Annotated in this window: 26 protein-coding genes; 9 read left to right on the top strand and 17 right to left on the bottom strand. The window is 49.6% G+C overall.

Annotated features, from left to right (window positions below; genetic code table 11):
• Position 1: 1 nt before the first annotated feature.
• From Z042_RS07500 to Z042_RS07435, 14 genes are all read right to left on the bottom strand, one after another.
• Positions 2 to 283 carry a PTS sugar transporter subunit IIB gene (locus Z042_RS07500; RefSeq protein WP_024911229.1) on the bottom strand — a complete coding sequence of 94 codons (282 nt, stop codon included), beginning with the start codon at positions 281 to 283 and terminating at the stop codon, positions 2 to 4.
• Positions 284 to 316: 33 nt separating this feature from the next.
• Positions 317 to 751 carry a PTS sugar transporter subunit IIA gene (locus Z042_RS07495; RefSeq protein WP_024911228.1) on the bottom strand — a complete coding sequence of 145 codons (435 nt, stop codon included), beginning with the start codon at positions 749 to 751 and terminating at the stop codon, positions 317 to 319.
• Positions 729 to 1,484, bottom strand: a complete 756-nt coding sequence (locus Z042_RS07490; protein ID WP_024911227.1) for a creatininase family protein — start codon at positions 1,482 to 1,484, stop codon at positions 729 to 731. Before Z042_RS07490 ends, Z042_RS07495 begins: the two co-directional genes overlap by 23 nt.
• Before the next feature lie 9 nt (positions 1,485 to 1,493).
• On the bottom strand, positions 1,494 to 2,465 hold the full coding sequence (locus tag Z042_RS07485) for a phosphotriesterase family protein (protein WP_024911226.1): 972 nt from the start codon (positions 2,463 to 2,465) through the stop codon (positions 1,494 to 1,496).
• A 446-nt stretch (positions 2,466 to 2,911) separates the two neighbouring features.
• A complete protein-coding gene (locus tag Z042_RS07480; RefSeq protein ID WP_024911225.1) occupies positions 2,912 to 3,172 on the bottom strand; it encodes a helix-turn-helix transcriptional regulator in 261 nt (86 codons plus the stop codon).
• A 65-nt stretch (positions 3,173 to 3,237) separates the two neighbouring features.
• On the bottom strand, positions 3,238 to 3,444 hold the full coding sequence (locus Z042_RS07475; protein WP_024911224.1) for a hypothetical protein: 207 nt from the start codon (positions 3,442 to 3,444) through the stop codon (positions 3,238 to 3,240).
• A 90-nt stretch (positions 3,445 to 3,534) separates the two neighbouring features.
• Positions 3,535 to 4,173, bottom strand: coding sequence for a bactofilin family protein (locus Z042_RS07470; RefSeq protein ID WP_024911223.1), 639 nt, complete (start codon positions 4,171 to 4,173; stop codon positions 3,535 to 3,537).
• A gap of 183 nt (positions 4,174 to 4,356) precedes the next feature.
• Complete coding sequence (locus Z042_RS07465) at positions 4,357 to 6,453, bottom strand: flagellar biosynthesis protein FlhA (protein ID WP_024911222.1); 2,097 nt, start codon at positions 6,451 to 6,453, stop codon at positions 4,357 to 4,359.
• Positions 6,443 to 7,573: a flagellar type III secretion system protein FlhB gene (flhB, locus tag Z042_RS07460; protein WP_024911221.1), complete on the bottom strand. Its 1,131-nt coding sequence runs from the start codon at positions 7,571 to 7,573 to the stop codon at positions 6,443 to 6,445. Before flhB ends, Z042_RS07465 begins: the two co-directional genes overlap by 11 nt.
• On the bottom strand, positions 7,573 to 8,346 hold the full coding sequence (locus Z042_RS07455; protein ID WP_024911220.1) for a flagellar biosynthetic protein FliR: 774 nt from the start codon (positions 8,344 to 8,346) through the stop codon (positions 7,573 to 7,575). The genes flhB and Z042_RS07455 overlap by 1 nt, the downstream gene beginning before the upstream one ends.
• 6 nt (positions 8,347 to 8,352) lie before the next feature.
• A complete protein-coding gene (fliQ, locus tag Z042_RS07450) occupies positions 8,353 to 8,625 on the bottom strand; it encodes a flagellar biosynthesis protein FliQ (RefSeq protein WP_024911219.1) in 273 nt (90 codons plus the stop codon).
• A gap of 2 nt (positions 8,626 to 8,627) precedes the next feature.
• Positions 8,628 to 9,383, bottom strand: a complete 756-nt coding sequence (fliP, locus tag Z042_RS07445) for a flagellar type III secretion system pore protein FliP (RefSeq protein WP_024911218.1) — start codon at positions 9,381 to 9,383, stop codon at positions 8,628 to 8,630.
• Entirely contained in the window at positions 9,380 to 9,778 is a 399-nt protein-coding gene (locus tag Z042_RS07440; RefSeq protein WP_024911217.1) for a FliM/FliN family flagellar motor switch protein, read from the bottom strand. Before Z042_RS07440 ends, fliP begins: the two co-directional genes overlap by 4 nt.
• Complete coding sequence (locus Z042_RS07435; protein ID WP_024911216.1) at positions 9,771 to 10,661, bottom strand: FliM/FliN family flagellar motor switch protein; 891 nt, start codon at positions 10,659 to 10,661, stop codon at positions 9,771 to 9,773. Before Z042_RS07435 ends, Z042_RS07440 begins: the two co-directional genes overlap by 8 nt.
• A gap of 373 nt (positions 10,662 to 11,034) precedes the next feature.
• On the opposite strand from Z042_RS07435, the gene Z042_RS07430 reads away from it, so the two are divergent.
• The 9 genes from Z042_RS07430 to Z042_RS07390 are packed head-to-tail and all read left to right on the top strand — an operon-like array spanning position 11,035 to position 20,118.
• Complete coding sequence (locus Z042_RS07430; protein WP_024911215.1) at positions 11,035 to 12,072, top strand: sigma-54 interaction domain-containing protein; 1,038 nt, start codon at positions 11,035 to 11,037, stop codon at positions 12,070 to 12,072.
• A gap of 23 nt (positions 12,073 to 12,095) precedes the next feature.
• On the top strand, positions 12,096 to 12,467 hold the full coding sequence (gene fliE / locus Z042_RS07425; RefSeq protein ID WP_024911214.1) for a flagellar hook-basal body complex protein FliE: 372 nt from the start codon (positions 12,096 to 12,098) through the stop codon (positions 12,465 to 12,467).
• Positions 12,468 to 12,477: 10 nt separating this feature from the next.
• A complete protein-coding gene (gene fliF / locus Z042_RS07420) occupies positions 12,478 to 14,166 on the top strand; it encodes a flagellar basal-body MS-ring/collar protein FliF (protein WP_024911213.1) in 1,689 nt (562 codons plus the stop codon).
• Positions 14,144 to 15,187 (top strand): flagellar motor switch protein FliG, encoded by a 1,044-nt coding sequence (locus tag Z042_RS07415; RefSeq protein WP_024911212.1) that lies wholly within the window; start codon positions 14,144 to 14,146, stop codon positions 15,185 to 15,187. Before fliF ends, Z042_RS07415 begins: the two co-directional genes overlap by 23 nt.
• Positions 15,188 to 15,189: 2 nt before the next feature.
• Complete coding sequence (gene fliH, locus Z042_RS07410; protein ID WP_024911211.1) at positions 15,190 to 15,936, top strand: flagellar assembly protein FliH; 747 nt, start codon at positions 15,190 to 15,192, stop codon at positions 15,934 to 15,936.
• Positions 15,923 to 17,242: a flagellar protein export ATPase FliI gene (gene fliI, locus Z042_RS07405; protein WP_024911210.1), complete on the top strand. Its 1,320-nt coding sequence runs from the start codon at positions 15,923 to 15,925 to the stop codon at positions 17,240 to 17,242. Before fliH ends, fliI begins: the two co-directional genes overlap by 14 nt.
• 5 nt (positions 17,243 to 17,247) lie before the next feature.
• A complete protein-coding gene (gene fliJ, locus Z042_RS07400; protein ID WP_024911209.1) occupies positions 17,248 to 17,694 on the top strand; it encodes a flagellar export protein FliJ in 447 nt (148 codons plus the stop codon).
• Between the two features lie 2 nt (positions 17,695 to 17,696).
• Entirely contained in the window at positions 17,697 to 19,133 is a 1,437-nt protein-coding gene (locus Z042_RS07395) for a glycosyltransferase family 2 protein (protein WP_024911208.1), read from the top strand.
• A gap of 37 nt (positions 19,134 to 19,170) precedes the next feature.
• Positions 19,171 to 20,118, top strand: a complete 948-nt coding sequence (locus Z042_RS07390) for a hypothetical protein (RefSeq protein ID WP_024911207.1) — start codon at positions 19,171 to 19,173, stop codon at positions 20,116 to 20,118.
• 117 nt (positions 20,119 to 20,235) lie between these two features.
• Here the strand turns inward: Z042_RS07390 and flgN are convergent, their stop codons facing one another.
• The 3 genes from flgN to flgA form a co-directional block, all read right to left on the bottom strand.
• On the bottom strand, positions 20,236 to 20,673 hold the full coding sequence (gene flgN, locus Z042_RS07385; protein ID WP_024911206.1) for a flagellar protein FlgN: 438 nt from the start codon (positions 20,671 to 20,673) through the stop codon (positions 20,236 to 20,238).
• 2 nt (positions 20,674 to 20,675) lie between these two features.
• On the bottom strand, positions 20,676 to 20,945 hold the full coding sequence (locus tag Z042_RS24450; protein ID WP_024911205.1) for a flagellar biosynthesis anti-sigma factor FlgM: 270 nt from the start codon (positions 20,943 to 20,945) through the stop codon (positions 20,676 to 20,678).
• A 117-nt stretch (positions 20,946 to 21,062) separates the two neighbouring features.
• Complete coding sequence (flgA, locus tag Z042_RS07375; protein ID WP_037406055.1) at positions 21,063 to 21,860, bottom strand: flagellar basal body P-ring formation chaperone FlgA; 798 nt, start codon at positions 21,858 to 21,860, stop codon at positions 21,063 to 21,065.
• Positions 21,861 to 21,925 lie beyond the last annotated feature (65 nt).

Genomic DNA, 21,925 nt, shown 5'->3' with positions numbered 1-21,925 from the left:
GCTATGCTCCCCGCGTCAGAATACCGGCCTGTTCCAGGGCCTGGGCGATCTCTTTGCTGTCAATATAGTTATTAACAATCACCACCGGGCAAGAGAGATGCCGTAGGTTATCCACCAATTCAGCATTGGTGATCACCAGATCGGCATTGGCCGAAGCCGCAGAAGAAACATCCATATGTTCCACAGAAGCCTGAATCCCTTGCTGTTTTAACACCGACTCCACGTTCATTTTCAGGATCAGGCTGGAACCCATCCCTAAACCGCACACCGTCAGAATTTTCATTGCATTCACTCCTGTTAAACCCTCAAAGCCTGCTTATTTCACGCGGGTTATCAGTTGATACAACTGCTCGGGATCGCGTGAATTCATTAACGTATGCAGGTTCTCTTCATCTGCCAGCAAAGTTACGATGTGCTGGATCAGTTGAATATGCCGGTCACTGCTGGTAGCCGACAGCCCTAGCAAAACCTGCACCGGATCGTTCTCGGCATGGCCGAACACCACCGGCTCGCGCAGCCGTACCAGGCTGAATTGTGCCTTGATCGCCCCCTGTTCCGGGCGGGCATGGGGCATAGCCAAACCGGGCGCAATCACAAAATAAGGGCCAAATTCCTGATAGCTGGCCACCATCGCCTGAACATATTCCGGGTGACAGGCACCAGCCAGGCAAAGCGCCTGGCCCGCAGCCTGAATCGCCTCTGCCGCGTTACTGGCCGGGTTATCAATACTAATGGCTTGCCGAACGATCATCGCTGCCCCCTACACTCAAATGGTGGCGAATAGAGGCCAGAGTGGTTTCCAATGCCTGCTGCACAAATGCCTGCCCTTTATCCTGGCTGGCGCAGCTTGGGTCGCCCAGCACCGCGTAGTCGGAAAACTCGGTCCAGCGCACTGGCTGATAACGAAAATTCTCTGGGAATTCAGGGTAGTGTGAGCGTGCCTGCGTCATATCGACGTGTTCGGGAGCCAATGCCAGCATCAGAGAGGTTTCAATTTCATCCGCATGCATATAACCGGGATAGGCCACGGCAGAAGTGCGCCATTGGCTGACACAGTGATCCATACCTGCCCAGCTATAGCTGAGTAGCGTAATGCCTTCTTCTTTCAACTGTCTGGCGGCAGCCTTGATGGCGTCAAAATTACCGTAATGCGCATTAATCACCGCCGTGGTGGCAATGCCGTAACCGGCCATGTTGCGCGCCAGCGCCAGCAACAGTTGCACCAGCAGCTCATGACCAATATCGATCGCGCCCGCATGCCCACGCAGTGACCAGACCTGGCTGTAGGACACCACCGGCAGGCTGAGCGCGGCCTCGCCCAGTTGCTTCTCTAACAAGGCGCAAAATCGCTCAGCCAGCAAGTTATCGGTATCCAGCGGTAGATGATCGCCATGGGGTTCCACCGCCCCCAGCGGTAACAGCGCTATCTGTGCCTTTGCCAGAGCCTGCTTGGCCTGTTGCTCATTCAACGCGTGCAGTTTCATTGAGCCTCCTTAGCTGAAAGCAAAGTAGCGGGCCGGATTGTCGACAAAGAAATCATGCAGTAAGGCTTCACCATCGAACCCTGCTTCCTGGGCCTCTTCGATAAACCTTGGCCGCCAATCAGCCAGAATAAATTTCAGCCCCAAACCGCCTTTGCCATAGTGGGCACTCATGGATTTGCGGGCGAAATCGCCGCCGAGTAAAATTTGTTTTTGATAGCCCCGTTTGCACAGCGCCAAGATGGCCTGCGTGCGGATATGTTCCGGGTAATATTTGATGCGACTCATGCCGTCAAAAGAGAGGAAGGCCCCGGTATTGGCAATCTGACGGTGATACCAAGGATCGGGATTACGATCCATATGCGCAAAGCATAAACGGGACAAGTCCAGCCCCAGTTGTTTAAATATCCGGGCCTGTTCCAGCCCCATGGTGCCCATTTCCGTATGGCTGTGCATCGGAGCCCCCGTACTTTGCTGGGCTCTGACGATCGCTTCCATGGTTTTTCGTTCTAAAGGGGAGATGGTGTTGTAGCCAGTGCCACATTTCACCACTCCAGCCCGGTAACGGCTGCCTTCGATTCCTTCGGTAACTTCCCGGCTGACGTGCTCCGCCAGTTGATCAATTGAAGCGCCTTCAATCCAGGCGGCAAAGCTCTGTGTTGAACCAGGCCGCTGGCTGCTCCAGAGAAACCCTTTGTTAAACCCCGCCGTGGCAATAACGTGCAGTTGCTGACGCTTGGCCATCTCGGCTACCGCAACCACCTGGCGGCCATAATCCGGTGCCGTAGCATCATAAATGGCCTTGCCACCGACTTGGCGAAAATCCGCCAGTTCCCGTTCTGAAGCCTGTAAATCGTCTAGCAACAGGTCATCATCGTTACGTTCAGCCCAATAAGGCGGAATGCAATAAATATGATCGTGACTGTAGGTTACGCCAAGCTGACCTGCGGCAATATCACCGTTTAACGTGCGGATAGATCCCATGAAAACAGCTCCCAGGAACGGAAAAGAAGGTAGCTTCAACATAGGTTAGGATTAGTTGACCAGTCAAGTGATCAAGTTCGCAAATTAACCAATCTATTCACCAAGCCGCTTACCTGATAAGCAACAATGGCTACGTTATAAGGGATGAGAGGCCCGATTTTCTTGCGGTGCAGTTCATCATGGAATAACCAGGAGTTACGCCGTGATAAAGGAGAGATATTTGATCGGGGTGAGCAACGTGTTTAAATCGCGATCCTGAGATGATAGCGGCAAGATAATCCAGGCCAAAGAGCCCTCTTCCTCCATTGCCGCTGGTAAGCCACAAGCCCACCATCAAGGCTCAGGGCATGGTGGCCAATGTTTAAGCCTGACCACACAGCCGCGTTCAAGTCATTGCTAGTGGTACTCCTGTGCAATAGAGATACATTGCCTAACCCAGACAATTATTATCTGCCAATAAAAGTATAGATATAATGAATAAACTCGACATCAGATTTAATATTTATTTTTTTATAGGCGTTACGTTTTTGAGTTGATAGCGTTCTGATACTTAGATTTCTCTTTACTGCTAATTCAGTTAGCGTTTTTCCATGTGCCACGGCAACAATAACCTTCTGTTCAGCCATTGAAAGTTTATGGATACCCGTATTATCAGATAACAGGAATTTCTTCATCACTTCCGCAATACATTCTCTATTAATAGCCATTTACCCTCCCAAATGCAGTAATATAATTTCAAAGATATTTTCAGTCATAAATCTGAATGTATTTTTCAAAAATCATTTATTACCGTCTTAAATGACACATTAAAATCAGGTATATCACCTATTTTCACAGTAATATTACACCCCCCATTATCTGTGTCTCCAACCGCGACAACAATGTCATCAATACCGGCACGTAACTGTATGACTTTTATAACCTCTATAATCTCAACGATCATCGCATCAATTATCTTGTTTTTCCGTATGCTATCCATCTAACGACTCCACGAATTAAAACCAATATTAACCTTTATTGCTGTGTTAACGGCTCAATCTATGACAAACCATCAGTAAACAATTTATATTTACATCACGTCCTCTAACTGAGAAGGCAAGTCGATAATCCGTGCTGAAGATACCACCTCACTGCCGGGCTTTTCTTCTGCCTTACCGGTAAAACGCCCGCCTTTGTGCACGGAAAACGCTTTGTAAACCAGTGCCCCGGTCACACAGGCATTTTCCCGAATAGTCAGGATATCCGCTTTACACTCACCCAATACGCAACCGTCAATAATCAATTCTTTACTGACAATATCACCTTCTACACGGCCAGCACGGCTAATGGTGATACTCCCTTCTTCGGCATAAATATTCCCTTTCACTTCGCCACAAATCAAAACTTTACCTGTTGCCGTAATATTACCTTCAACACAGACTCCCGAAGAAATCACGGTTTCAGCCCGCTCGTGATTCTCCATTTCCTGAGTAGGTTCGCTAGCGGTACTAATGGGAGTGACAGATACCGTGGCCAATTCTTGCATTTTTTTCCCAAACATTTTTTTATTGTTCTCCTGACGAATATGTAAATAGAAGGCCATCACGGCAGCAAAAGAGCCAGCAACAACATAAACGTATTTATCCATTACCAGCGCTAGCAAAACTAACAGCCAAAAAAGCAGACCGATATTGAGATAAACATATTTGTAATTAAATAGTCCTCTCATACCTTTGCCTGGTAAGATCCAATTTCAGAATATTCATTATCTTCTTCCCACCAGGCTTCATCAGACAGTGCGGAAAATATCCTTCCTTAGCTTACTGGCGACACATCTAATATAAAACTTAAACACCCCAGATTATTATCTGGCGTTAATCGCCCCGAGTTCACAGAAGTATAGGGGCACAGCCTATGACAATGATCCAACAATCATGAGTTCAAGACCATCCGGTACTTCGTTATACGAAAGGACGTGAAGACCTTTGGCAAACAGACGGGCGTAACGAGAAATACAAGGCCGTAATTGTGGGGTAACCAACAGAATCGGCGGCATCCCCTGAGCTTTCATCTGCTCATAAATCATCGGCATGGTGTTCTGAAGTTGAGTCAGAATATTAGGATCGACCGGGAAACTGTCCAACTCCACTTTTCCCGTTTGCTGCGCCTGGTTAAGCGATCCAAGCAGCATGTTCTCCAGTTCACTATTCATGGTAAAGACCGACAATTGCGGACGATCGTTGTTGATGCTGTGGATGATTGCGCGGCGCAGTGCATAACGAACATCTGATGTGAGCAGTATCGGCTCCTTGGTGATAGCCGAACTTTCCAGCAGCGTGGTAGCAATCGTCGAAATGTCCTTTAATGACACCTGTTCAAGCAGGAGCTGCCGATAAATCCACAGCAACTGGCTGAAATTGAACGCTGCATTCAAATCCTCTGCCAGCTTCGGCAGTTGCACGGCCAACCGCGCGTGTAAGTGGGTAATATCATCATAGTTAAACAATTCTGGTAGCTGTTCACGTGCCACTTTGTTGATGTGTGTTGCAACAACGCTGGCGCTGTCTACCACCTGATAACCAAGATTCAACGCTTTCGCTTTCTGTTCCTGCTCGATCCAGACCACCGACATACCGTATGCCGGATCGGTATCCAGGACCCCGTCGATCTCGCCATACATCTCCGAGCCCGGTATCGCCATCAGTTTATCGACATGAACCTCACCGGATGACATTTTAATACCATTGATATTAATGACATATTGCGAAGGCTTCAGGCGGAAATTTTCCCGTATGCGAATTTCTGGCAGCAATATGCCACAACTATCAGATATAACCTGTCGTACACCCCGTATTCTCTGGGACAATGGGCTGCCTTTCGCTTCGTCAATCATACCGACCAGCTTATAGCCGAGATTCAGACCGATAGGCTCCACCAGCGGAATGCTGGCCCAGGTAACATCGGAAACCGTATCCAACGTCAGCGCATCGCTGATAGCATCAAATTCCGCTTCTTCCTGCGCTGGATGCACCGTTTTACTTTGTCGCCAGCCGACAAATGCCAGCAGGGCTGTAAAGCTCAGGAAAGCGACATGTGGCATACCCGGTACAATGGCCAGAATGAACATGACGAAAGCGGCGGTGTAAAGCACCTTCGGCTTCGACAACAGCTGTACTTTGATCTCATCGCTGACATCGCTGCCTTCGCTGACCCGTGTAACAATCAGCGCTGCGGCGGTGGCCAGCAGAAGAGACGGGATTTGGGCAACCAAGCCGTCACCAATGGTGAGCAGAACGTACTGACGAAACGCGAGTGAGACATCAAGATCGTATTTAAAGATCCCGATACAGACCCCGCCCACCACGTTGATAATCAATATCATAATCCCGGCGATGGCATCGCCGCGCACAAACTTCGATGCACCATCCATAGCGCCGTAAAAATCGGCCTCTTTGGCGACCTCCTGGCGGCGATGGCGTGCTTGCTGCTGATTGACCAGCCCAGCATTGAGATCGGCGTCGATAGCCATCTGTTTGCCCGGCAAGGCGTCAAGCGTAAAGCGAGCCGAAACTTCGGAAATACGCTCCGCTCCCTTGGTGACCACCACAAAGTTAATGATCATCAGGATGACGAATACGACAAAGCCAACGACAAAATCGCCGCCGATCACTACCTGGCCAAAAGCCTCAATCACTTTACCTGCCGCGCCCTCGCCTTCATGACCGTGTAGCAGTACCACCCGGGTAGAGGCCACATTAAGAGTAAGGCGCATCAACGTGGTGATAAGCAGTATGGTCGGGAAGATGGCAAAATCGAGAGGACGTTGCGTATTCACCGATACCAGCAACACGATCACCGCAAGAACGATGTTGAAGGTAAAAAGGATATCCAGCATCAGCGGCGACAATGGCAGAATAATCATCGCCAATACGCAGAGAACAAGGATCGGTACGCCAGCATACCCCAGCCGGGGCAAAGTGAACGTATTGCGCAATTTACTATTCGCCATTGGCTTTTCGTACCTCATGCGGAATGTTGATTTGCCTGTTCAGGCGGGGTTTTTGTTCAATTTTCCCGGCATGCCACTCTTTGATTTGCATCACATAAGTCAGAACATGTGCGATAGCGCGAAACAGCTGCGCCGGAATTTGTTGATTGACGCGGGTGGTGTAGTACACCGCGCGAGCCAGAGCGGGGAACTCCACCACTTCGACGGCATGTTTGCTGCCGACGTCACGTATCAGCAGGGCCATATCATCAACCCCTTTGGCGACGATAAACGGCGCTTCGGCCCGCTCAGGCGCATACTTAAGCGCCACCGCGTAGTGAGTCGGGTTGGTAATAATCACATCGGCTGTGGGGACGGTGCGATTGATCTGCCCCGCGGAGATCTGGCGCTGTAGCTGCCTGACACGCGCTTTGAGCTGCGGGTTACCATCGTTATTTTTGTGTTCATCTTTGACTTCCTGCTTGGTCATACGCATTTTTTTGTGAAACATGAACTTGCTGAGAGGCACATCGAATAGCGCGAAAGTGGCGATAATCGCGACGAAAAAGCTGAAAACGTAGCGGAAAATAGCAAATCCCTGCTTAATTGCTTCCCCGAGATATAAGCGCTGCAAAAAAAGCAGTTCGCTCATCGAGCTATGCACCATCGAGTACAAAACGGCGAGGATAATGCCACATTTGAGCAGCATCTTGCCGACGTCAACATAATGGCTAGCGGAAAACAGGCGCTTGACTCCGCTGATCGGGCTGAGCTTTTTAAAATCCGGCTTTAGCTTTGTGGGGGTGAATATCAAACCACCGGGAATCAGGCTGGCGATCATGCAGGCCAGCGGGATAAAAACCAACGTGGCAATAAAACGCAGCAGCACCCAAACGTTGAGCAGCAGAAACTGATGCAGCGCGCTGTCATCGTTAAGTTTTTCTCCCATGGTACTGACGGCTGCAAAAGACTCGCCAATCAGCTTCTGGTAGTAAGGCATGAACGCGTTAAGCGTAAAAAAGGACGCGAGTAAACCTACCGCCATTGTCATATCTTTAGAGCGTGGCAGTTCCCCTTTCTTACGGGCTTTACGCAGTTTCTCGGGGGTGGGTTTTTCGCTTTTATCGCCACTTGAAGCCATTAGTACATCCTTATCGCGTCAAGTTTCGCCAGAATTTCATTGGTCAAATTAAGGTAGTGACCAGGAATATTGGTGATCATCATGGAAATACAGAACAGCCCAAACAGCATGCTGATGGGAAAACCCAGTGAAAACAGGTTTAATGTCGGCGAAACGCGGTTTAGCAGACCAAACCCTCCCTGCACAATCAGCATGACGAAGGTCGTTGGCAGAGCAATCAGGGTCGCAGAGGCGATAATCCAGCCGATGCTTTGAGCGATAAGTTGCAGCGTCGGCTGGCTCATTGCCTGCCCGATAGGCCAATAGATAAACCCTTTAAATAAAATGGTCACCAGCAGCAGATGCGCATCCATAATGAAAAAAAGCAGACCGCAGAAAATATAAATAATCTGTGAGATCACCGTTGAGGAACTGCCGTTTACCGGATCGTTTATGATTGCCATACCAAGACCCATATTCATCGACAGAATGTGTCCTGCGGTTTGCAACACAACAAATACCAGTTGCAAAGCCATGCCAAAGAAAAAACCCCATAACAACTGCTCACCGATGAGAATAACCGTTCGCATTGAGAGCACTTCCGTCAGCGTCACCTGGTGAGGCAACAACGGGGCGATAATGACCGACAGCGCCAGGGCCAGGGCGGCTTTAATGCGCCGGGCAAATGCCTTGTTATCCAATACCGGGGCAAAAAACAGACACGCTACGATGCGGAAAAAAGGCAGAATCAGCGCCATCAGCGGGTTGAGTAATGCATGAATGTCGATTCCCATCATGCGCTAACCGACCAGCGCTGCCGACTGTTGAAAGAGCTGCACCGTAAAATCCACGAGTTGGGTGAGCATCCATCGGCCACCAAAAATTAACACCGCCAGGGTAACGACCAGACGCGGTAAAAAACTGAGCGTTTGTTCGTTAATCTGCGTCGTCGCCTGAAACACGCTCACGCACAGACCGACTATCAGGCTGGGTAAAATGGCCACGGCAGAGATAAGCAATACCAACCGAATCCCGGTTGCCATGATGTCCCCAGCGATGTCTATCGTCATCATCGCTACAATCCCTGCACACTGGAGGTTAAGGTGCCCACAATCAGAGTCCAGCCATCGCAAAGCACAAATAACATGAGTTTAAACGGCAGCGAGACAATCAGCGGTGACAGCATCATCATCCCCATCGCCATCAAAATACTGGCGACGATCAGGTCAATAACCAGGAAAGGGATATAAATCATGAAGCCGATCTGAAACGCAGTTTTCAGTTCACTTAATAAATATGCCGGGGTCACAATTGTCAGATCCTGTTCATGAGGATTGCCCTGTTCTCCCGCAATATTCATGATTTGTTCCATTGCCTTATTATTCGTTTGCGCCAGCATGTATTTTTTCAGCGGTATTTCAGCGGTAATCAGCGCCTGCTTAAGCGTAATTTCGTCATTCTGAAAGGGAACAACGGCATCCTGATAAATGGTGGTCCAAACAGGGCGCATCACCAGCAGCGTCAAGGCCAAAGCAATGCCGGTCAGGATTTTATTAGGTGGGCTTTGCTGCAACCCTAATGCCTGGCGCAAAATAGCCAGTACGATGATGAACCGGGTAAAACAGGTCATCATCAGTACCATAATTGGCAACAGCCCAAGCAAAGTCATCAGGATCAGAATTTCAATTTTTACATTGTAATCCTGCCCAGATTCATTGGCCGCCGTGCTAAATAGCGTTATATCACCGTTCGCTGCCAGCAGTGACGATGGCAAAAGCAGGCCAATAAGTAACAAAATGAAGGTGCCGTAGCGTGGAAACAAACCCGTCATCGTGTCAGTTCATCCAAATCTTTTACATTGAACTCAATGATGCGCAGACCGTATTTATCATTAAGCACCACAACTTCCGCTTTACCAAATGGAATGCCGTTGACCTTGATATCAAGTGGTTCGCCAGCCATTTTTTCCAACATAATCACCGAGTCGTTATTAACCGACATCAGTTCAGAAAGGGAAATATCAACAGAAGCGACCTCAAGCGTTAGCGTGACGGGAATACGGCTGAACAGCACCATCTTTCGCTGATCGGTCAAGCCGTTGCTATGCGCTTCGCTTTGCAAATCCATACGGATATTGCCTTCTACGGTTTCTTCCTCCGGCAAATCCGAAAGATTGAGATCGGTTAAGTCCAGGGGGTGCTCCAGTTCACGTTGCAGGTCATTCATAATGCTTCTCTACCGTTTTGTCATTAAGCTCGCAAAAGAACAACTTGCCGTCATCTTCAGCGATAGTGGCGTCAAAAATCTGCTCTTTGCCAATAAATACAGGTAAGGTCTGATTCAAATGAATCGGGATGATGTCACCAGGATTGATGTTGCCAAGCTGATTTACCGTCAGTTTGAGATTTGCCAAGCGCCCAGTCAGCCTGAGCGGTAATCGGTAAAAAAGCTGCTCAATATGTGCCGGATTGAAACCGTTCTGTTTGGCTGTATTCTCGCTGGCAACCTCAGGGACACGCATTGACTCAAGCATCTTGCTGACATGGTGATGATCAAACAGGATGCTGAAACGGCCATAATCATAACCATCAAGCTCAAAGGTGACGCACCAGGACCATTGGCTAATAATGGTGGAGTAATCGCTTTTTATTTCCAGATCTTCACCAAACGTATCTTTATTAACGATCAGGCTGGTGAGTTCCTGCCCTAAGATATTTTTCAGACGTTCTTCCGTTTTGGTCACCTGGCTGGTGTCATCCTGTTCGCTCACAAGATTTCCGTCTTTTGTATTCAATCCATAAAAATCATGAAGAATATGCAATAACAAAATACGGTCAATGACAAAACCAATGTTCCCATAAGGAGTAGAAAATAGTTGCGTGTTTTTGTAATGCTGATCGATAGCAAAAGTCATTGCTTTCAATGCAGCATTCACACGCAATTTCTTAAGAAAATAAATACTCAGTCTCGTGTCAATAACATCGAATTTATCATTCATTACCTTTGGCAGACGATGCCATGGACGCCCAAGTTTACTGACATCGAGTTTAACCAAGTCAGGTAACTCATCCCTCTGATGGATAATAATTCGCTGTAGTACTGGATTCATGATTATTCCGGATTGCCAGTGTGAGCAGATGGACCCATTTCTGAGAGAGAAATTAAATCACTGCACTCAGAATATTAACGTACCGAATATTCATCTAATTTTATTTTTAATGCAAGGTCAAATTGTTTATTAATTCATTATTTATAAAGAGTGGGTTAAATTAATTAAAAAACATAATACATTGTTATTAAACAATTAATATTTTAATAATAATTAAAAACAAGACAATTCAATCATAACTATTATATAAAAAACCCTTAAGCATTCTGTCCCTCTCATCAGACACCTAATGGGTCACTGATTCCTTCGTTGATACAGCGAAGATAAGGTTCAGGGGACTCAAAAGTGATTTTTGTTGGAGTTATATTCCTCTATGAGCATTGTTATTGGACAAGAAGTTTGTAATGTGAATGGATTTGTTGCAGTCGCTCCGGTGAGCGTAAATGCATTCTCATTAGCACACCGCGTTGCGCAATACTATAATGTTTCAGCGCTTATCACGGGTGAGACCGGCACCGGCAAAGAGTGCGTAGCTAAATATATTCATGAAAACTCTTACGGTAATGATGCACCGTATATCGGTGTTAACTGTGCAGCAATTCCGGAAAGCATGTTGGAAGCCATTTTATTTGGCTATGAAAAAGGCGCATTTACCGGAGCGGTTACCAGCGTAGCCGGAAAATTTGAACAGGCCAACGGCGGAACCTTATTATTGGATGAAATTGGCGATATGCCGCTGGCTCTTCAGGCAAAACTATTGCGTGTATTACAAGAACAGGAAGTTGAGCGCTTAGGTAGCCACAAACGTATCCCTCTGGATATTCGTCTTATTACTTCTACCAATAAAGATTTACAAGTGGAAATTGCCGAAGGGCGTTTTCGACAGGATCTCTTTTACCGTATTTCGGTGATTCCCATTCACATCACCCCGCTGCGAGAACGCAAGCAAGACATTTTGCCACTTGCGCAGCGTTTCATCAGCAAATACAACGCATTCCATAAAGAAACCGTGACGTTGAGCGATGACGCGCTCTCTGCATTATTGAATTACAACTGGCCAGGAAACGTCCGCGAGTTGGAAAATGTTATTCAGCGAGGAATGATTCTTAGCAACAGTGCACAAATTAACGCGGCAGATTTCGCGCTAACCCTACGTGCGCCGCAAACCGACGCCATGGCCGCTGAAGCGATACCGCCTTACCACGAGCAGAACGAAGCGGCAAATCAGGCAATGAGTAACGTCAAACTTCACGGCCGCCTTGCGGAGTATCAGTACATTATCGGTCTGTTAAAACGCCATAACGGCAATAAATCTAAGACCGCAGAATTCCTGGGTATTACACCGCGCGCATTGCGCTATCGTCTCGCCTCCATGCGCGAAGAAGGCATTGATATTGAATGCTATTCCTAAAATCGGAACACAAAGAGGAAGCAATGACGGACAAAATTACCGCCGCTGGTATGGGCATGGCACAACAGTCACTCCTGGCAACAATGCAAAAAACGGCAGCACTGGCATCGTCTGGAATCATTACCAAGCCCAACACGATGATGCCTATCGGCACGGCATTTGCTGGCACTCAGCCGGTTTCTTTTTCACAGGTGCTGAACAGCGCGATCGGTAACGTTAATGCGTTACAGCACAGCGCCAGTCTGAAACAGAAAGCCATTGATATGGGGCAAAGCGATGATTTAAGTGGGGCAATCATTGAGAGCCAAAAGGCCAGCGTGGCTTTTTCAGCAATGATGCAAACGCGCAATAAGCTTTCCTCTGCGTTAGACGAAGTGATAAATATTCCTCTCTAAGGTTTTCAATGTGTTAAATAAAATTAAAGACCGTCTTACTTCTTTCTCATTCCCGCTCGGCATCAGTCTGAAACAAATACTGACGGCAACGGGCAGCATTGCCCTGGCTGGCGCCATCATTTTATCGCTATGGAACCAAAGTAATGGTTATGTGGCGCTCTATGGAGTACAGGAACAACTCCCTACCTCACAAATCGTTGAGGCGCTAGGGGCTGAAAATATTACCTACCGTATCGATCCGAATAACGGCCAGGTGCTGGTAAAAGAAAACAAACTGGCGCAAGCGCGTATGGCACTGGCGGCAAAAGGAATCAGCGCCATCCTGCCTGATGGTTACGAATTAATGGACAAGGATGAGTTACTTGGCAGCAGCCAGTTTATCCAGAACGTGCGCTATAAGCGCAGCCTGGAAGGCGAACTGTCAAAAAGCATCATGTCGTTGGATTCCGTTGAAAACGCGCGCGTGCATTTGGGCCTGAGCGAATCCAGCTCATTCGTGATGACCAATAAACCCAATAGCAGTGCATCGGTAGTGGTCAAATTGCGTTACGGAAAGCGGCTTAACGATGAACAGGTTGCCGCGGTTGTCCAACTGGTCGCCGGTAGCGTACCAGGAATGGCCCCGGCCAATGTGCGAGTGGTTGATCAGGAGGGCAATCTCCTTTCGGATACCCTGCAAGGCGAAGACAGTAACCTGATCAGCAAACGGCTCGGCAGCACGGTGGTTGAACGCATTAAAAGCGAAATACACCACAATATCGCCGGGCTGCTGACGTCGCTGGTTGGGCCGGAAAATTTCCGTATCAGCGTGGCCCCGGCCGTCAATCTTAGCAGCATTGAAGAAACGCAGGAACGGCTCGGCAAAGAGCCGCAGATCAGCGAGGAACAGCTCAACCGGGAGAATACCACCCATGAGCTGGCTCTGGGGATTCCGGGTTCGTTAAGCAACCGTCCGGTAAACCAGACTCCGCCCGCGGCAAATAATCAGGGCGCGCAGGCCAATGCCACCCCGAATCCTCAGGCAAGCAGCACCAACGAGCCGGTTTCACTCATGAGCCGCAACCAGGAACAGCGTAAATATGCCTTTGACCGGGATATTCGTCACATCCGCCATCCGGGCTTCAAGTTGGAAAAACTCAGCATCGCGGTGGCGCTAAACCAGCAGTCCCCCGCCCTTGAGAAGATCACGCCTGAACAGCTTGCCTCTATAACAAAGCTGCTAGAAAGCGCGGCTGGCATCGATAAGACACGTGGAGATACCTTGATACTGGACGTGCTGACCTTTACCGCCCTTCCGCAAGATATCATTCCAGACATGAAATGGTGGCAAGACCCCGCAGTGCTGCAATGGAGCAAGTTAGGCGGCATGGGTTTACTGGCCTTATTAGCGTTCCTGTTCATTATCCGCCCACTGATGAAGCGTCTGACTCAGAGCGGGCAGCTCGCAGCTGCAACGCCGGAAAATACAGCACCGACGGGAGAAGATACGCCACAGACTCCGGCAGCCGAAAAAACGGATTCGCTGGAAAAAAATCTCAATCAAGGCGCGCTGAACCATGAGGACAACCTGCCGCCGTTGAGTTCCGGCCTTGAAACCAAAGTACGTTATCTCCAGGTTCTCGCCCATAACGAGGCCGAACGTGTCGCCGAAGTGCTCAAACAATGGATTAACAGCAATGACCGAAGCAATAACGTCTAATCAGACCGATAAAAACAACGCCAGCGCCGATAGTAAGCATAACCGTCTGGAACAGGCTGCCATCCTTCTGCTGAGCGTCGGTGAAGATGCCGCCGCCCAGTTGATGGAGAAACTGAACCGCAATGAGGTGATCCTTCTGAGCGAAACCATGGCGCGTTTAAACGGCGTGAAGGTCGATCAGGCACGTCAGGCCTTAAATGAGTTTTTTGATGCCTACCGTGAACAAAGCGGTATCAACGGCGCGTCCCGTACCTGGTTGCGCACCATTCTTGAGAAGGCATTGGGCGGAGAAATCGCCAGCAGCGTCATTAATGGTATCTATGGCGATGAGATTCGCCATCGAATGGCGCGTCTGCAATGGGTAGATGCCATGCAGTTAGCGGCTCTGATTGAAGAAGAACATCTTCAGCTACAGGCGGTATTTCTCGCTTTTCTACCGCCGGACGTTGCAGCAAGCGTCCTGAGTTTGCTGCCGAAAGAGCGCCAGGATGAGCTTATCTATCGCATCGCGCGGTTAGATGACGTCAATCGTGACGTGATTGATGAGCTGGACAGGCTGATCGAACGTGGCGTGGCGGTGCTTTCGGAACACGGTTCTAAAGTGCCAGGCATTAAGCATGCCGCGAATATCGTTAACCGTATTCCTGGCGATCAGCAAGTCCTGCTGGATCAACTACGTGAACGTGATGAAAAGGTTGTGGAAGAACTGAAAAATGAGATGTACGAATTCTTCATCCTCAGCCGTCAGAATGCGCAGACACTCCAGCATCTGGTACAGCATATTGCGATTGAAGACTGGGCGGTTGCCCTGAAGGGGACCGAGGCGGTACTGCGCCAGGCCATCTGTGACGCTATGCCAAAACGTCAGGTTTCGCTGTTGCAGAGTACCACTACACGTCTGGGGCCAATACCGCTGAGCCGCATCGAACAGGTACGCAAAGATATCATGCAGACCGTTCGCCAGCTTGCTGAAGACGGCGAGATCCAGGTGCAATTGTTCGCTGAGAAAACGGTGGAATAACGATGTTAGATAAGCAAAGTCCACAGCTTGAGGCGTTAACGTCAAACCGACAAGCAGTTGTGAAGCTGCGTCTGCATAAGTTCCCGCCATTGCACAAGCGGTGGCAGCAAAACGGTATGAATGGCGCAGACCTGCTTGATCCTGCCGCTTACCAGCAGAAGCTAAGAGAAGGCTTCAGCGAAGGATTAAACCGCGGCTTTGCCCAGGGAATTGAAGAGGGTAAAGAAGAAGGACACCAGGAAGGATTACGCCTCGGGCGCGAGGAGGGTATACGCAAAGGGCTCAATGAGGGCAAAGAAACCAGCCGCCAGCAGTTCCTTGAAGCAGCGGGCCCCTTTGTCAATATGACCCAACAGCTACAGCAGTATCTTGATCGCTACGAGCAACGGCGCCGAGAAGAGCTGCTGAAATTAGTTGAAAACGTCACCCGTCAAGTCATCCGCTGTGAGCTGGCGCTAAAACCAACGCAGCTATTGTCTCTGGTTGAAGAAGCGCTAACCAGCTTGCCACAGCAGCCCAAAGACGTGCGTGTCCTGCTCAACCCGGAAGAATACAGTCGCATCAGCGAAGTCGAACCGGAAAAAACGCGCCATTGGGGGCTGGCAGGCGACCCTTCACTGGGCCTGGGGGAATGCAGGATCGTCACCGATACCCTCGAAATGGATGTCGGTTGCCAGCACCGCCTCGATCAGTGCGTTGATGCGCTGAAACAGAATCTCCTACCGGAACCACCACATGAACAGGCTTGATTTTGAACAGGCACTGCGCTCTATCGAACAGATCGATCTGGCGCGCGTCGCCGGGCGCCTGGTGCGAGTGAACGGCCTGCTTCTGGAGTGCGTTGGCTGTCATCTGGCGGTGGGCCAGCTTTGCCGCATTGAGAGTGCCTGCGGCAAGCTGATAGAGGCTCAAGTGGTGGGTTTTAACCGGGAAATTACCTGGCTGATGCCATTTAAACATCCGACAGGGCTGATTGCCGGTGCGCGCGTGCTGCCCGCCGCCAAAACCGAAAGCGTGATGATCGGCGATAGCTGGTTAGGCCGCGTGGTTGATGGATTAGGGGAACCCATTGATAGTAAAGGTAAACTTACCGGTGACACGCTGCTTCCTCAGCAGTTACCGTTGATACATCCTTTGCGGCGTCAACCGGTTGATGCGGCGCTGGATGTGGGCGTGCGCGCCATCAACGGCATACTGACTATCGGTAAAGGGCAGCGAGTCGGCCTGATGGCAGGCAGCGGTGTCGGTAAAAGCGTACTGCTTGGCATGATCACCCGCAATACACAGGCAGAAGTCGTGGTCGTTGGTCTGATTGGCGAACGCGGCAGGGAAGTTAAAGAGTTTATCGAGCATGCCCTACAGGCAAAAGGTCTGGCGAAATCGGTGGTGGTCGCCGCCCCTGCGGATGAATCGCCGCTGATGCGCATTAAAGCAACGGAGCTGTGTCACTCCATCGCCAGCCATTTTCGGGATAAAGGTAAAGATGTCCTGCTGCTGGTGGATTCGCTCACGCGCTATGCCATGGCGCTGCGTGAGATCGCCCTGTCGCTTGGTGAACCCCCGGCGACCAAAGGCTACCCTCCCTCCGTATTTGGTTTGATTCCCCGGCTGGTCGAAAGCGCAGGCAATAGTGAAAGTGCAGGTTCGATGACCGCTATTTATACGGTGCTGGCGGAGGGCGACGATCAGCAGGACCCTATCGTTGACTGTGCCCGTGCCGTTCTGGACGGGCACATTGTCTTATCTCGCCAATTGGCGGAGGCTGGGCACTACCCCGCTATTGATATCGGCCAGTCGATTAGCCGCTGCATGAACCAGGTGACAAAACGTGAGCACCAGTTGGCAGCCCGTACGCTAAAGCAGCTTTATTCCGAATACCAGAATATCAAACCGCTCATTCCGCTTGGCGGCTACGTGGCCGGTGCCGACCCCCTGGCGGATAAGGCAGTACAACTCTCTCCGGCCATCAATAATTTCCTACAGCAAGAGGTCCAGGATGCCGCACCGTTTGATCTCACGATTGACGATCTTTGCGCACTGGCGAAAGCGGGATAATCGTTATGAATAAATTAATTTCAACATTCGAGCAGCTTTATCAATTGCAGACCAATGCGGTTGAAGATTTAAGCAAAAGGCTCTCAACGCAGAAACAGCTTTCTCAGCGGTTTGAAAAAAATATCGCCGCCCTGACCTCCTTGGCAGAGGGAGTCGGTGTCAAACAGGGGGATTCCGCGTTATTGATGATTAATCAGTCCCGCTACAAGCGCAATATCCAAAGTGTTATCGACTGGCAAAAACAAGAGCAAGCGTTAAGCGATCTTAAACTGCGTGATATTAAACACAACCTGCTACAGGAGGCCAAGCGGGAAAAAAGCCTGGAACTGGTGATGCAGGCAAATCGCGCGGAACTACAGCGCCAGGCGCATAGAACAGAACAGAAGCTCATGGATGCCTCATCCGCTCAGCACTGGTTATGCCGTAAAATTGCTCAGCGTCACGGTAATTAGTCATGTCCAAAACAACAAAAAAAAGCAGCCAAACTAGTTCAGACAACCTTTTTTCCACCTTGATGTCGCGCAAACTGGCATCAAAACCTACTCAGACCCCCTTTGTCAGCGTGGTCTGCCCAACCTATCAGCGCCGGGAATTTCTGCCTTATCTGCTTTATATCTGGCAATACCAGGATTATCCACCGGAACAGCGCGAACTGATTATTCTTGATGACTCACCGCAAAGCAGTGCCGAGCTGGTTTCCATGATACTGCAATGGTCAGAGCCAAATGTGCGTTATCTCCATATCGAAAAACGGCTGGCTCTGGGCGAAAAACGCAATATGCTCAACGATATGGCGCGTGGTGAATATATCATCTGCTTTGATGATGATGACTATTATGCACCCGATAAGATCTCTTATCAGGTGGCACAGATGCTGAACAGTAACGCCCTGTTCTCCGGTTGCGATCAGATTTACATCTGGTATAGCCATCTGGATAAAGTCTACCTGACCCACCCGTTCGGCAAGCGTCATGCGCTTAATGGCACCTTTGGTTATCACCGCAATTTGCTGAAAAAATCCCGTTATGAAAATGGCGCCACCATGGGTGAAGAAGCCGTATTTCTGAAAGGATTCACGCTGCCGGTACTACAAGTTGATCCACGAAGATCGATCCTCTGTATATCCCACAGTAACAACACATTTGATAAAGATTTCATCATGGGTAGTTCCATACCGGTGGATCTTACACTGGAAGATTTTGTCACTGACAGCAACTTACTGGCACATTACCGCAGATTGCATAACGCCCCGCTTGCCACTCAGGTTCACTGGCCAGCCTTCCAGCGCATCGCACTGCTTTACGAACCAGAAAAAAAGCTTGAATTAGAGGCGGTTTGCGAATCGCTATACCAGTTTGGCATCAGTGCCGAGCAGCTATGGCCGGTGGAAAAGCAGACCGCAGCAACGCCTGAACTCGCAGAACTCAAAACGCATTGCCATATCCTGCAAACCGCTCAGGAACAGGGCTGGCAAAACGTGTTGCTGCTGGATGCAACTATCAGATTTGTGAAGAAAGAGAACACGATTCATTTGCTCAACAAACTGCTCAACGGCCTGACGCAGATTAACTGGCAGGTACTGTTACTGGGTGCGCGTTACGAAGCCATGGCTATGACCAAAACGTTGAAGGGAATCGCCAGGATCACGGATGCCGGCTGCGGCTGCGCCTATGCGGTTAATGGTCAGTACATCCCAATACTGCTGAACGCCTACCAACAGGCTATTGAAAATAACGTCAGCCTGGATGTCACCTGGCGTGTACTCATGAACCTTGGTCACCTGTGGCTGGGGCTTGCGCCCAGTTTTGCGTTCCTGCCCGAGAGCAGAGATCCCAAAAGCGGCAAGACGGTTGACAGTACTCACTGGTTTTTCCGTAAACCCCACTCCTGAAGCTAATCAATGTCTGCATCTTATACGAGAAACAACTATGGAACTTATCGATTGCTATCAACCCAAATACGTCGCCCTGTTTGAGGCCAACACGGTGCATTGCATTTGCGCAGCCTGCCAGAAGATGGAGAACAAAAACTGGCAACGCATTGATATGAAAATGAAAAACCAGCAACGCGAAAGCCTTGATCTTGCCTGCGTAACGGCAGCGGAGAAAATACTCCTCGACCCCGACGCCTTCGTGCTGCATGCCACACACATCCCATCAGAAAGCGATGAGCCGCTGTCTCCGTGGCTTAACGCTCTCAATCAGCAATGTATTAACCTGGCGACCACCCCCTCACTCACAATCGAAGAACGGCTTTTCGCACTGGGGGTATTGCTCAGCAAAGCTCAACGGCACTGGAATAACGGTGAGCAGGAACCTGCGTTGCTGGCATCAACCGGCGAGGAATTGGCGATACTTGCCGTGGAAGGGGTCATCACGCAACAGCTTGCGCATCTTCCCACTATCCCGCCTAAACGTGTGGCAGCCCTACAAGAGATGGGTAAGATGCACCTGAATATCAATCTTCCCCTGCAAGAGAAGGTCCGTCTGGCGCTAAAGCTTAGCGAGATGTTGATCATACCAACAACACGGCTTGAGGAGCAGCTCAGCGAACTTGAGAAAACGGCACGCCATATTGCGCTTTTTGCAGATCAGCCGCACATTATGAGTAACCTATTAATTTACAGTCTCTATCATAATATTTTCCCCGGTATCTATTGCCAGGATTATGGTTCCGCGTTGCTGGCGCTTACCCGACAATTCTTCCATATCAAGATGTTATGCGCGCTCCACGCCGGAGAAACCGCCACGCTGACGGCGCATGACGCAGTGCAGTTGATCAGCGCCTTCTGGGCGTGGAATAAAGCACATCCCTTGCTGGTAGACGAGGAGAATACATCAGACGATCGCCTGCTGTGCGGGCTGTCGCTGTTATAGCCTGACTTCGCGCCACGTTTATCAACCACATAATCCCCTCCGCTACATGCTTCCCTGCCCCGTTTGGGATAAAGGGAAGCAGGAGCGCGAATGCTTAATGGGGATGTCAGGCAGCCATCAGACTTGCTGGTAGAGCCAGTTTTCAGGTTCACCGGCGTTAATGATATTGGTCAGAATGCTTTCCTGCATATTCATCAGCCTCCCGTTGTATTCATTGGCGGTATGGCAAGATGTCGCCTGTTTCTGTAAATCCTGCCAAAGTGTGGCAACCGCACTTCGGTGAGTATCGGGCAGACGGGTTATCAACCTTTGTACGCCCTGCGAACTGACGGGAATGCCGAGTGTTTCCAGCAGGCGATAACGCTGTTGGCTATGCTGTGTCAGCTCTTGATAAATCACCATAATCTGCCTGTTCACTTCATCCAATTCTGCCGCAGCGCGAGCAATAATATGGTTTCGCTGCCGCTGAAGCAGAGAATTGAGAGCAATATAATGCTGACGGTCTTTGATCAGCCCTTCAATCAGCGTCTTTACACATTGAGCTGCGTTGCTCATGGTTACCTCAGAAAAAATTGGCGTATTGCCTTCGTCAACGCATGGGCATCCAAGCCGATTTCACCGTGAGCAATAGCTTTTTTCATTTTTTCGACCTGTTCGGTGTCAACTTCAGGCATCGCCGCAAGCGTTGCCTGCGCATTGCTCAGCACTTGCTCCATCCTTGTAATACGCTCCACACGCAGTTCTTCATCAGGCGCAATGCTTCGTTTGGTGGAACTGGTTTTATCGATTTCTCTGGTCTGGTTAAACTGAGACCCAGTAATTTTCATCGTTAATCCTTTTTTTATCGGGCAACTTGGGAGGATATCGCGACGGAAAAAATGCTACCTCCCAACACCTCAAAAGCGGTTCTATTACCCAAAAACTTAAGCGATCAAAGTACGGTTTTACTCTTCAGAGGTCTGCACCATTTGGACAACCCCCCTGCCGCTGACAATAGCACTGACAATCCGTTTGCTACTTTCATTTTTAACTTTAATCATTTCCCCCTTGCGGCCCTTTTTCAGTGCCTCCCCCATGGTCTGTGCCTGAACGCCGTTTTGCTCGGCCATCATCACCACCAACTGACCACGCTCCACCAAAACAGGCGACTCCAACTGGCTTAACGCAATGGGCTGCATCGCCCGGGCCCGTCGTTTTACGGTCAGTCCGACAACGTCTTGCAACTGTGTGACGTACTCCCCACGAGTATTGGTGATGTTGTACTTCTTCAACATCACGTTGTCGGCAGTAATGACATGACCACGATCCAGCGTTTTACGGGCAACCAGCACGGGAAGATAGATATCTGGTTTCACCGCAACCACCACATCCCAACCCTGGCCATCACCACAATGCACATCAAAACGCAGCCGATGCAGATCGACGCGATCGCCCCCCGGCAGCGAAGCGACCGGCGTTTTACCACAGGCGGCAAAACCGGAGGCTTCAGCAGGGATAAAAATATTGATTTTCGCCTGGTAATCACGCCAGTTCCGGCGCTTTCCTTCGTGACGAATCATCTCGGCGGCCTGGTTGTGCACAGCAGCATAAATCTGCTTGCGGGCACTCTCTTCTGTGGCCGCGGCGGTAAAGATTTGGCTGCAAAAGCCGGTGGTCAGCAACAGGGGGAAAACAAAAACCGCAAGGCGGAAATATTGTTTCACCTTACGAACGCTGTCTTGATAAAAACTGTTTAATTTCATGATATTAAAACCTGGCATGGTAATTGCTATGGGTGAATGCTTCGTAAAGCAAATTCATCACAGGT

Source organism: Chania multitudinisentens RB-25, from assembly GCF_000520015.2.
In the GTDB taxonomy this organism is placed as follows: Bacteria; Pseudomonadota; Gammaproteobacteria; order Enterobacterales; family Enterobacteriaceae; genus Chania; species Chania multitudinisentens.
This window is presented reverse-complemented; position numbering and strand designations above follow the sequence as displayed.

Coding starts and splice junctions, on each gene's coding strand:
- Z042_RS07490 (WP_024911227.1), bottom strand. CDS start 1,484: ATGAAACTGCACGCGTTGAATGAGCAACAGGCCAAGCAGGCTCTGGCA.
- Z042_RS07435 (WP_024911216.1), bottom strand. CDS start 10,661: ATGAATCCAGTACTACAGCGAATTATTATCCATCAGAGGGATGAGTTA.
- fliE (WP_024911214.1), top strand. CDS start 12,096: ATGACGGACAAAATTACCGCCGCTGGTATGGGCATGGCACAACAGTCA.
- Z042_RS07500 (WP_024911229.1), bottom strand. CDS start 283: ATGAAAATTCTGACGGTGTGCGGTTTAGGGATGGGTTCCAGCCTGATC.
- fliP (WP_024911218.1), bottom strand. CDS start 9,383: ATGACGGGTTTGTTTCCACGCTACGGCACCTTCATTTTGTTACTTATT.
- Z042_RS24450 (WP_024911205.1), bottom strand. CDS start 20,945: ATGAAAATTACTGGGTCTCAGTTTAACCAGACCAGAGAAATCGATAAA.
- flgN (WP_024911206.1), bottom strand. CDS start 20,673: ATGAGCAACGCAGCTCAATGTGTAAAGACGCTGATTGAAGGGCTGATC.
- Z042_RS07475 (WP_024911224.1), bottom strand. CDS start 3,444: ATGGATAGCATACGGAAAAACAAGATAATTGATGCGATGATCGTTGAG.
- Z042_RS07395 (WP_024911208.1), top strand. CDS start 17,697: ATGTCCAAAACAACAAAAAAAAGCAGCCAAACTAGTTCAGACAACCTT.
- Z042_RS07415 (WP_024911212.1), top strand. CDS start 14,144: ATGACCGAAGCAATAACGTCTAATCAGACCGATAAAAACAACGCCAGC.
- fliQ (WP_024911219.1), bottom strand. CDS start 8,625: ATGATGACGATAGACATCGCTGGGGACATCATGGCAACCGGGATTCGG.
- Z042_RS07485 (WP_024911226.1), bottom strand. CDS start 2,465: ATGGGATCTATCCGCACGTTAAACGGTGATATTGCCGCAGGTCAGCTT.
- fliH (WP_024911211.1), top strand. CDS start 15,190: ATGTTAGATAAGCAAAGTCCACAGCTTGAGGCGTTAACGTCAAACCGA.
- Z042_RS07455 (WP_024911220.1), bottom strand. CDS start 8,346: ATGGGAATCGACATTCATGCATTACTCAACCCGCTGATGGCGCTGATT.
- Z042_RS07440 (WP_024911217.1), bottom strand. CDS start 9,778: ATGAATGACCTGCAACGTGAACTGGAGCACCCCCTGGACTTAACCGAT.
- flhB (WP_024911221.1), bottom strand. CDS start 7,573: ATGGCTTCAAGTGGCGATAAAAGCGAAAAACCCACCCCCGAGAAACTG.
- Z042_RS07430 (WP_024911215.1), top strand. CDS start 11,035: ATGAGCATTGTTATTGGACAAGAAGTTTGTAATGTGAATGGATTTGTT.
- Z042_RS07495 (WP_024911228.1), bottom strand. CDS start 751: ATGATCGTTCGGCAAGCCATTAGTATTGATAACCCGGCCAGTAACGCG.
- fliJ (WP_024911209.1), top strand. CDS start 17,248: ATGAATAAATTAATTTCAACATTCGAGCAGCTTTATCAATTGCAGACC.
- Z042_RS07465 (WP_024911222.1), bottom strand. CDS start 6,453: ATGGCGAATAGTAAATTGCGCAATACGTTCACTTTGCCCCGGCTGGGG.
- flgA (WP_037406055.1), bottom strand. CDS start 21,860: ATGAAATTAAACAGTTTTTATCAAGACAGCGTTCGTAAGGTGAAACAA.
- Z042_RS07390 (WP_024911207.1), top strand. CDS start 19,171: ATGGAACTTATCGATTGCTATCAACCCAAATACGTCGCCCTGTTTGAG.
- fliI (WP_024911210.1), top strand. CDS start 15,923: ATGAACAGGCTTGATTTTGAACAGGCACTGCGCTCTATCGAACAGATC.
- Z042_RS07480 (WP_024911225.1), bottom strand. CDS start 3,172: ATGGCTATTAATAGAGAATGTATTGCGGAAGTGATGAAGAAATTCCTG.
- Z042_RS07470 (WP_024911223.1), bottom strand. CDS start 4,173: ATGAGAGGACTATTTAATTACAAATATGTTTATCTCAATATCGGTCTG.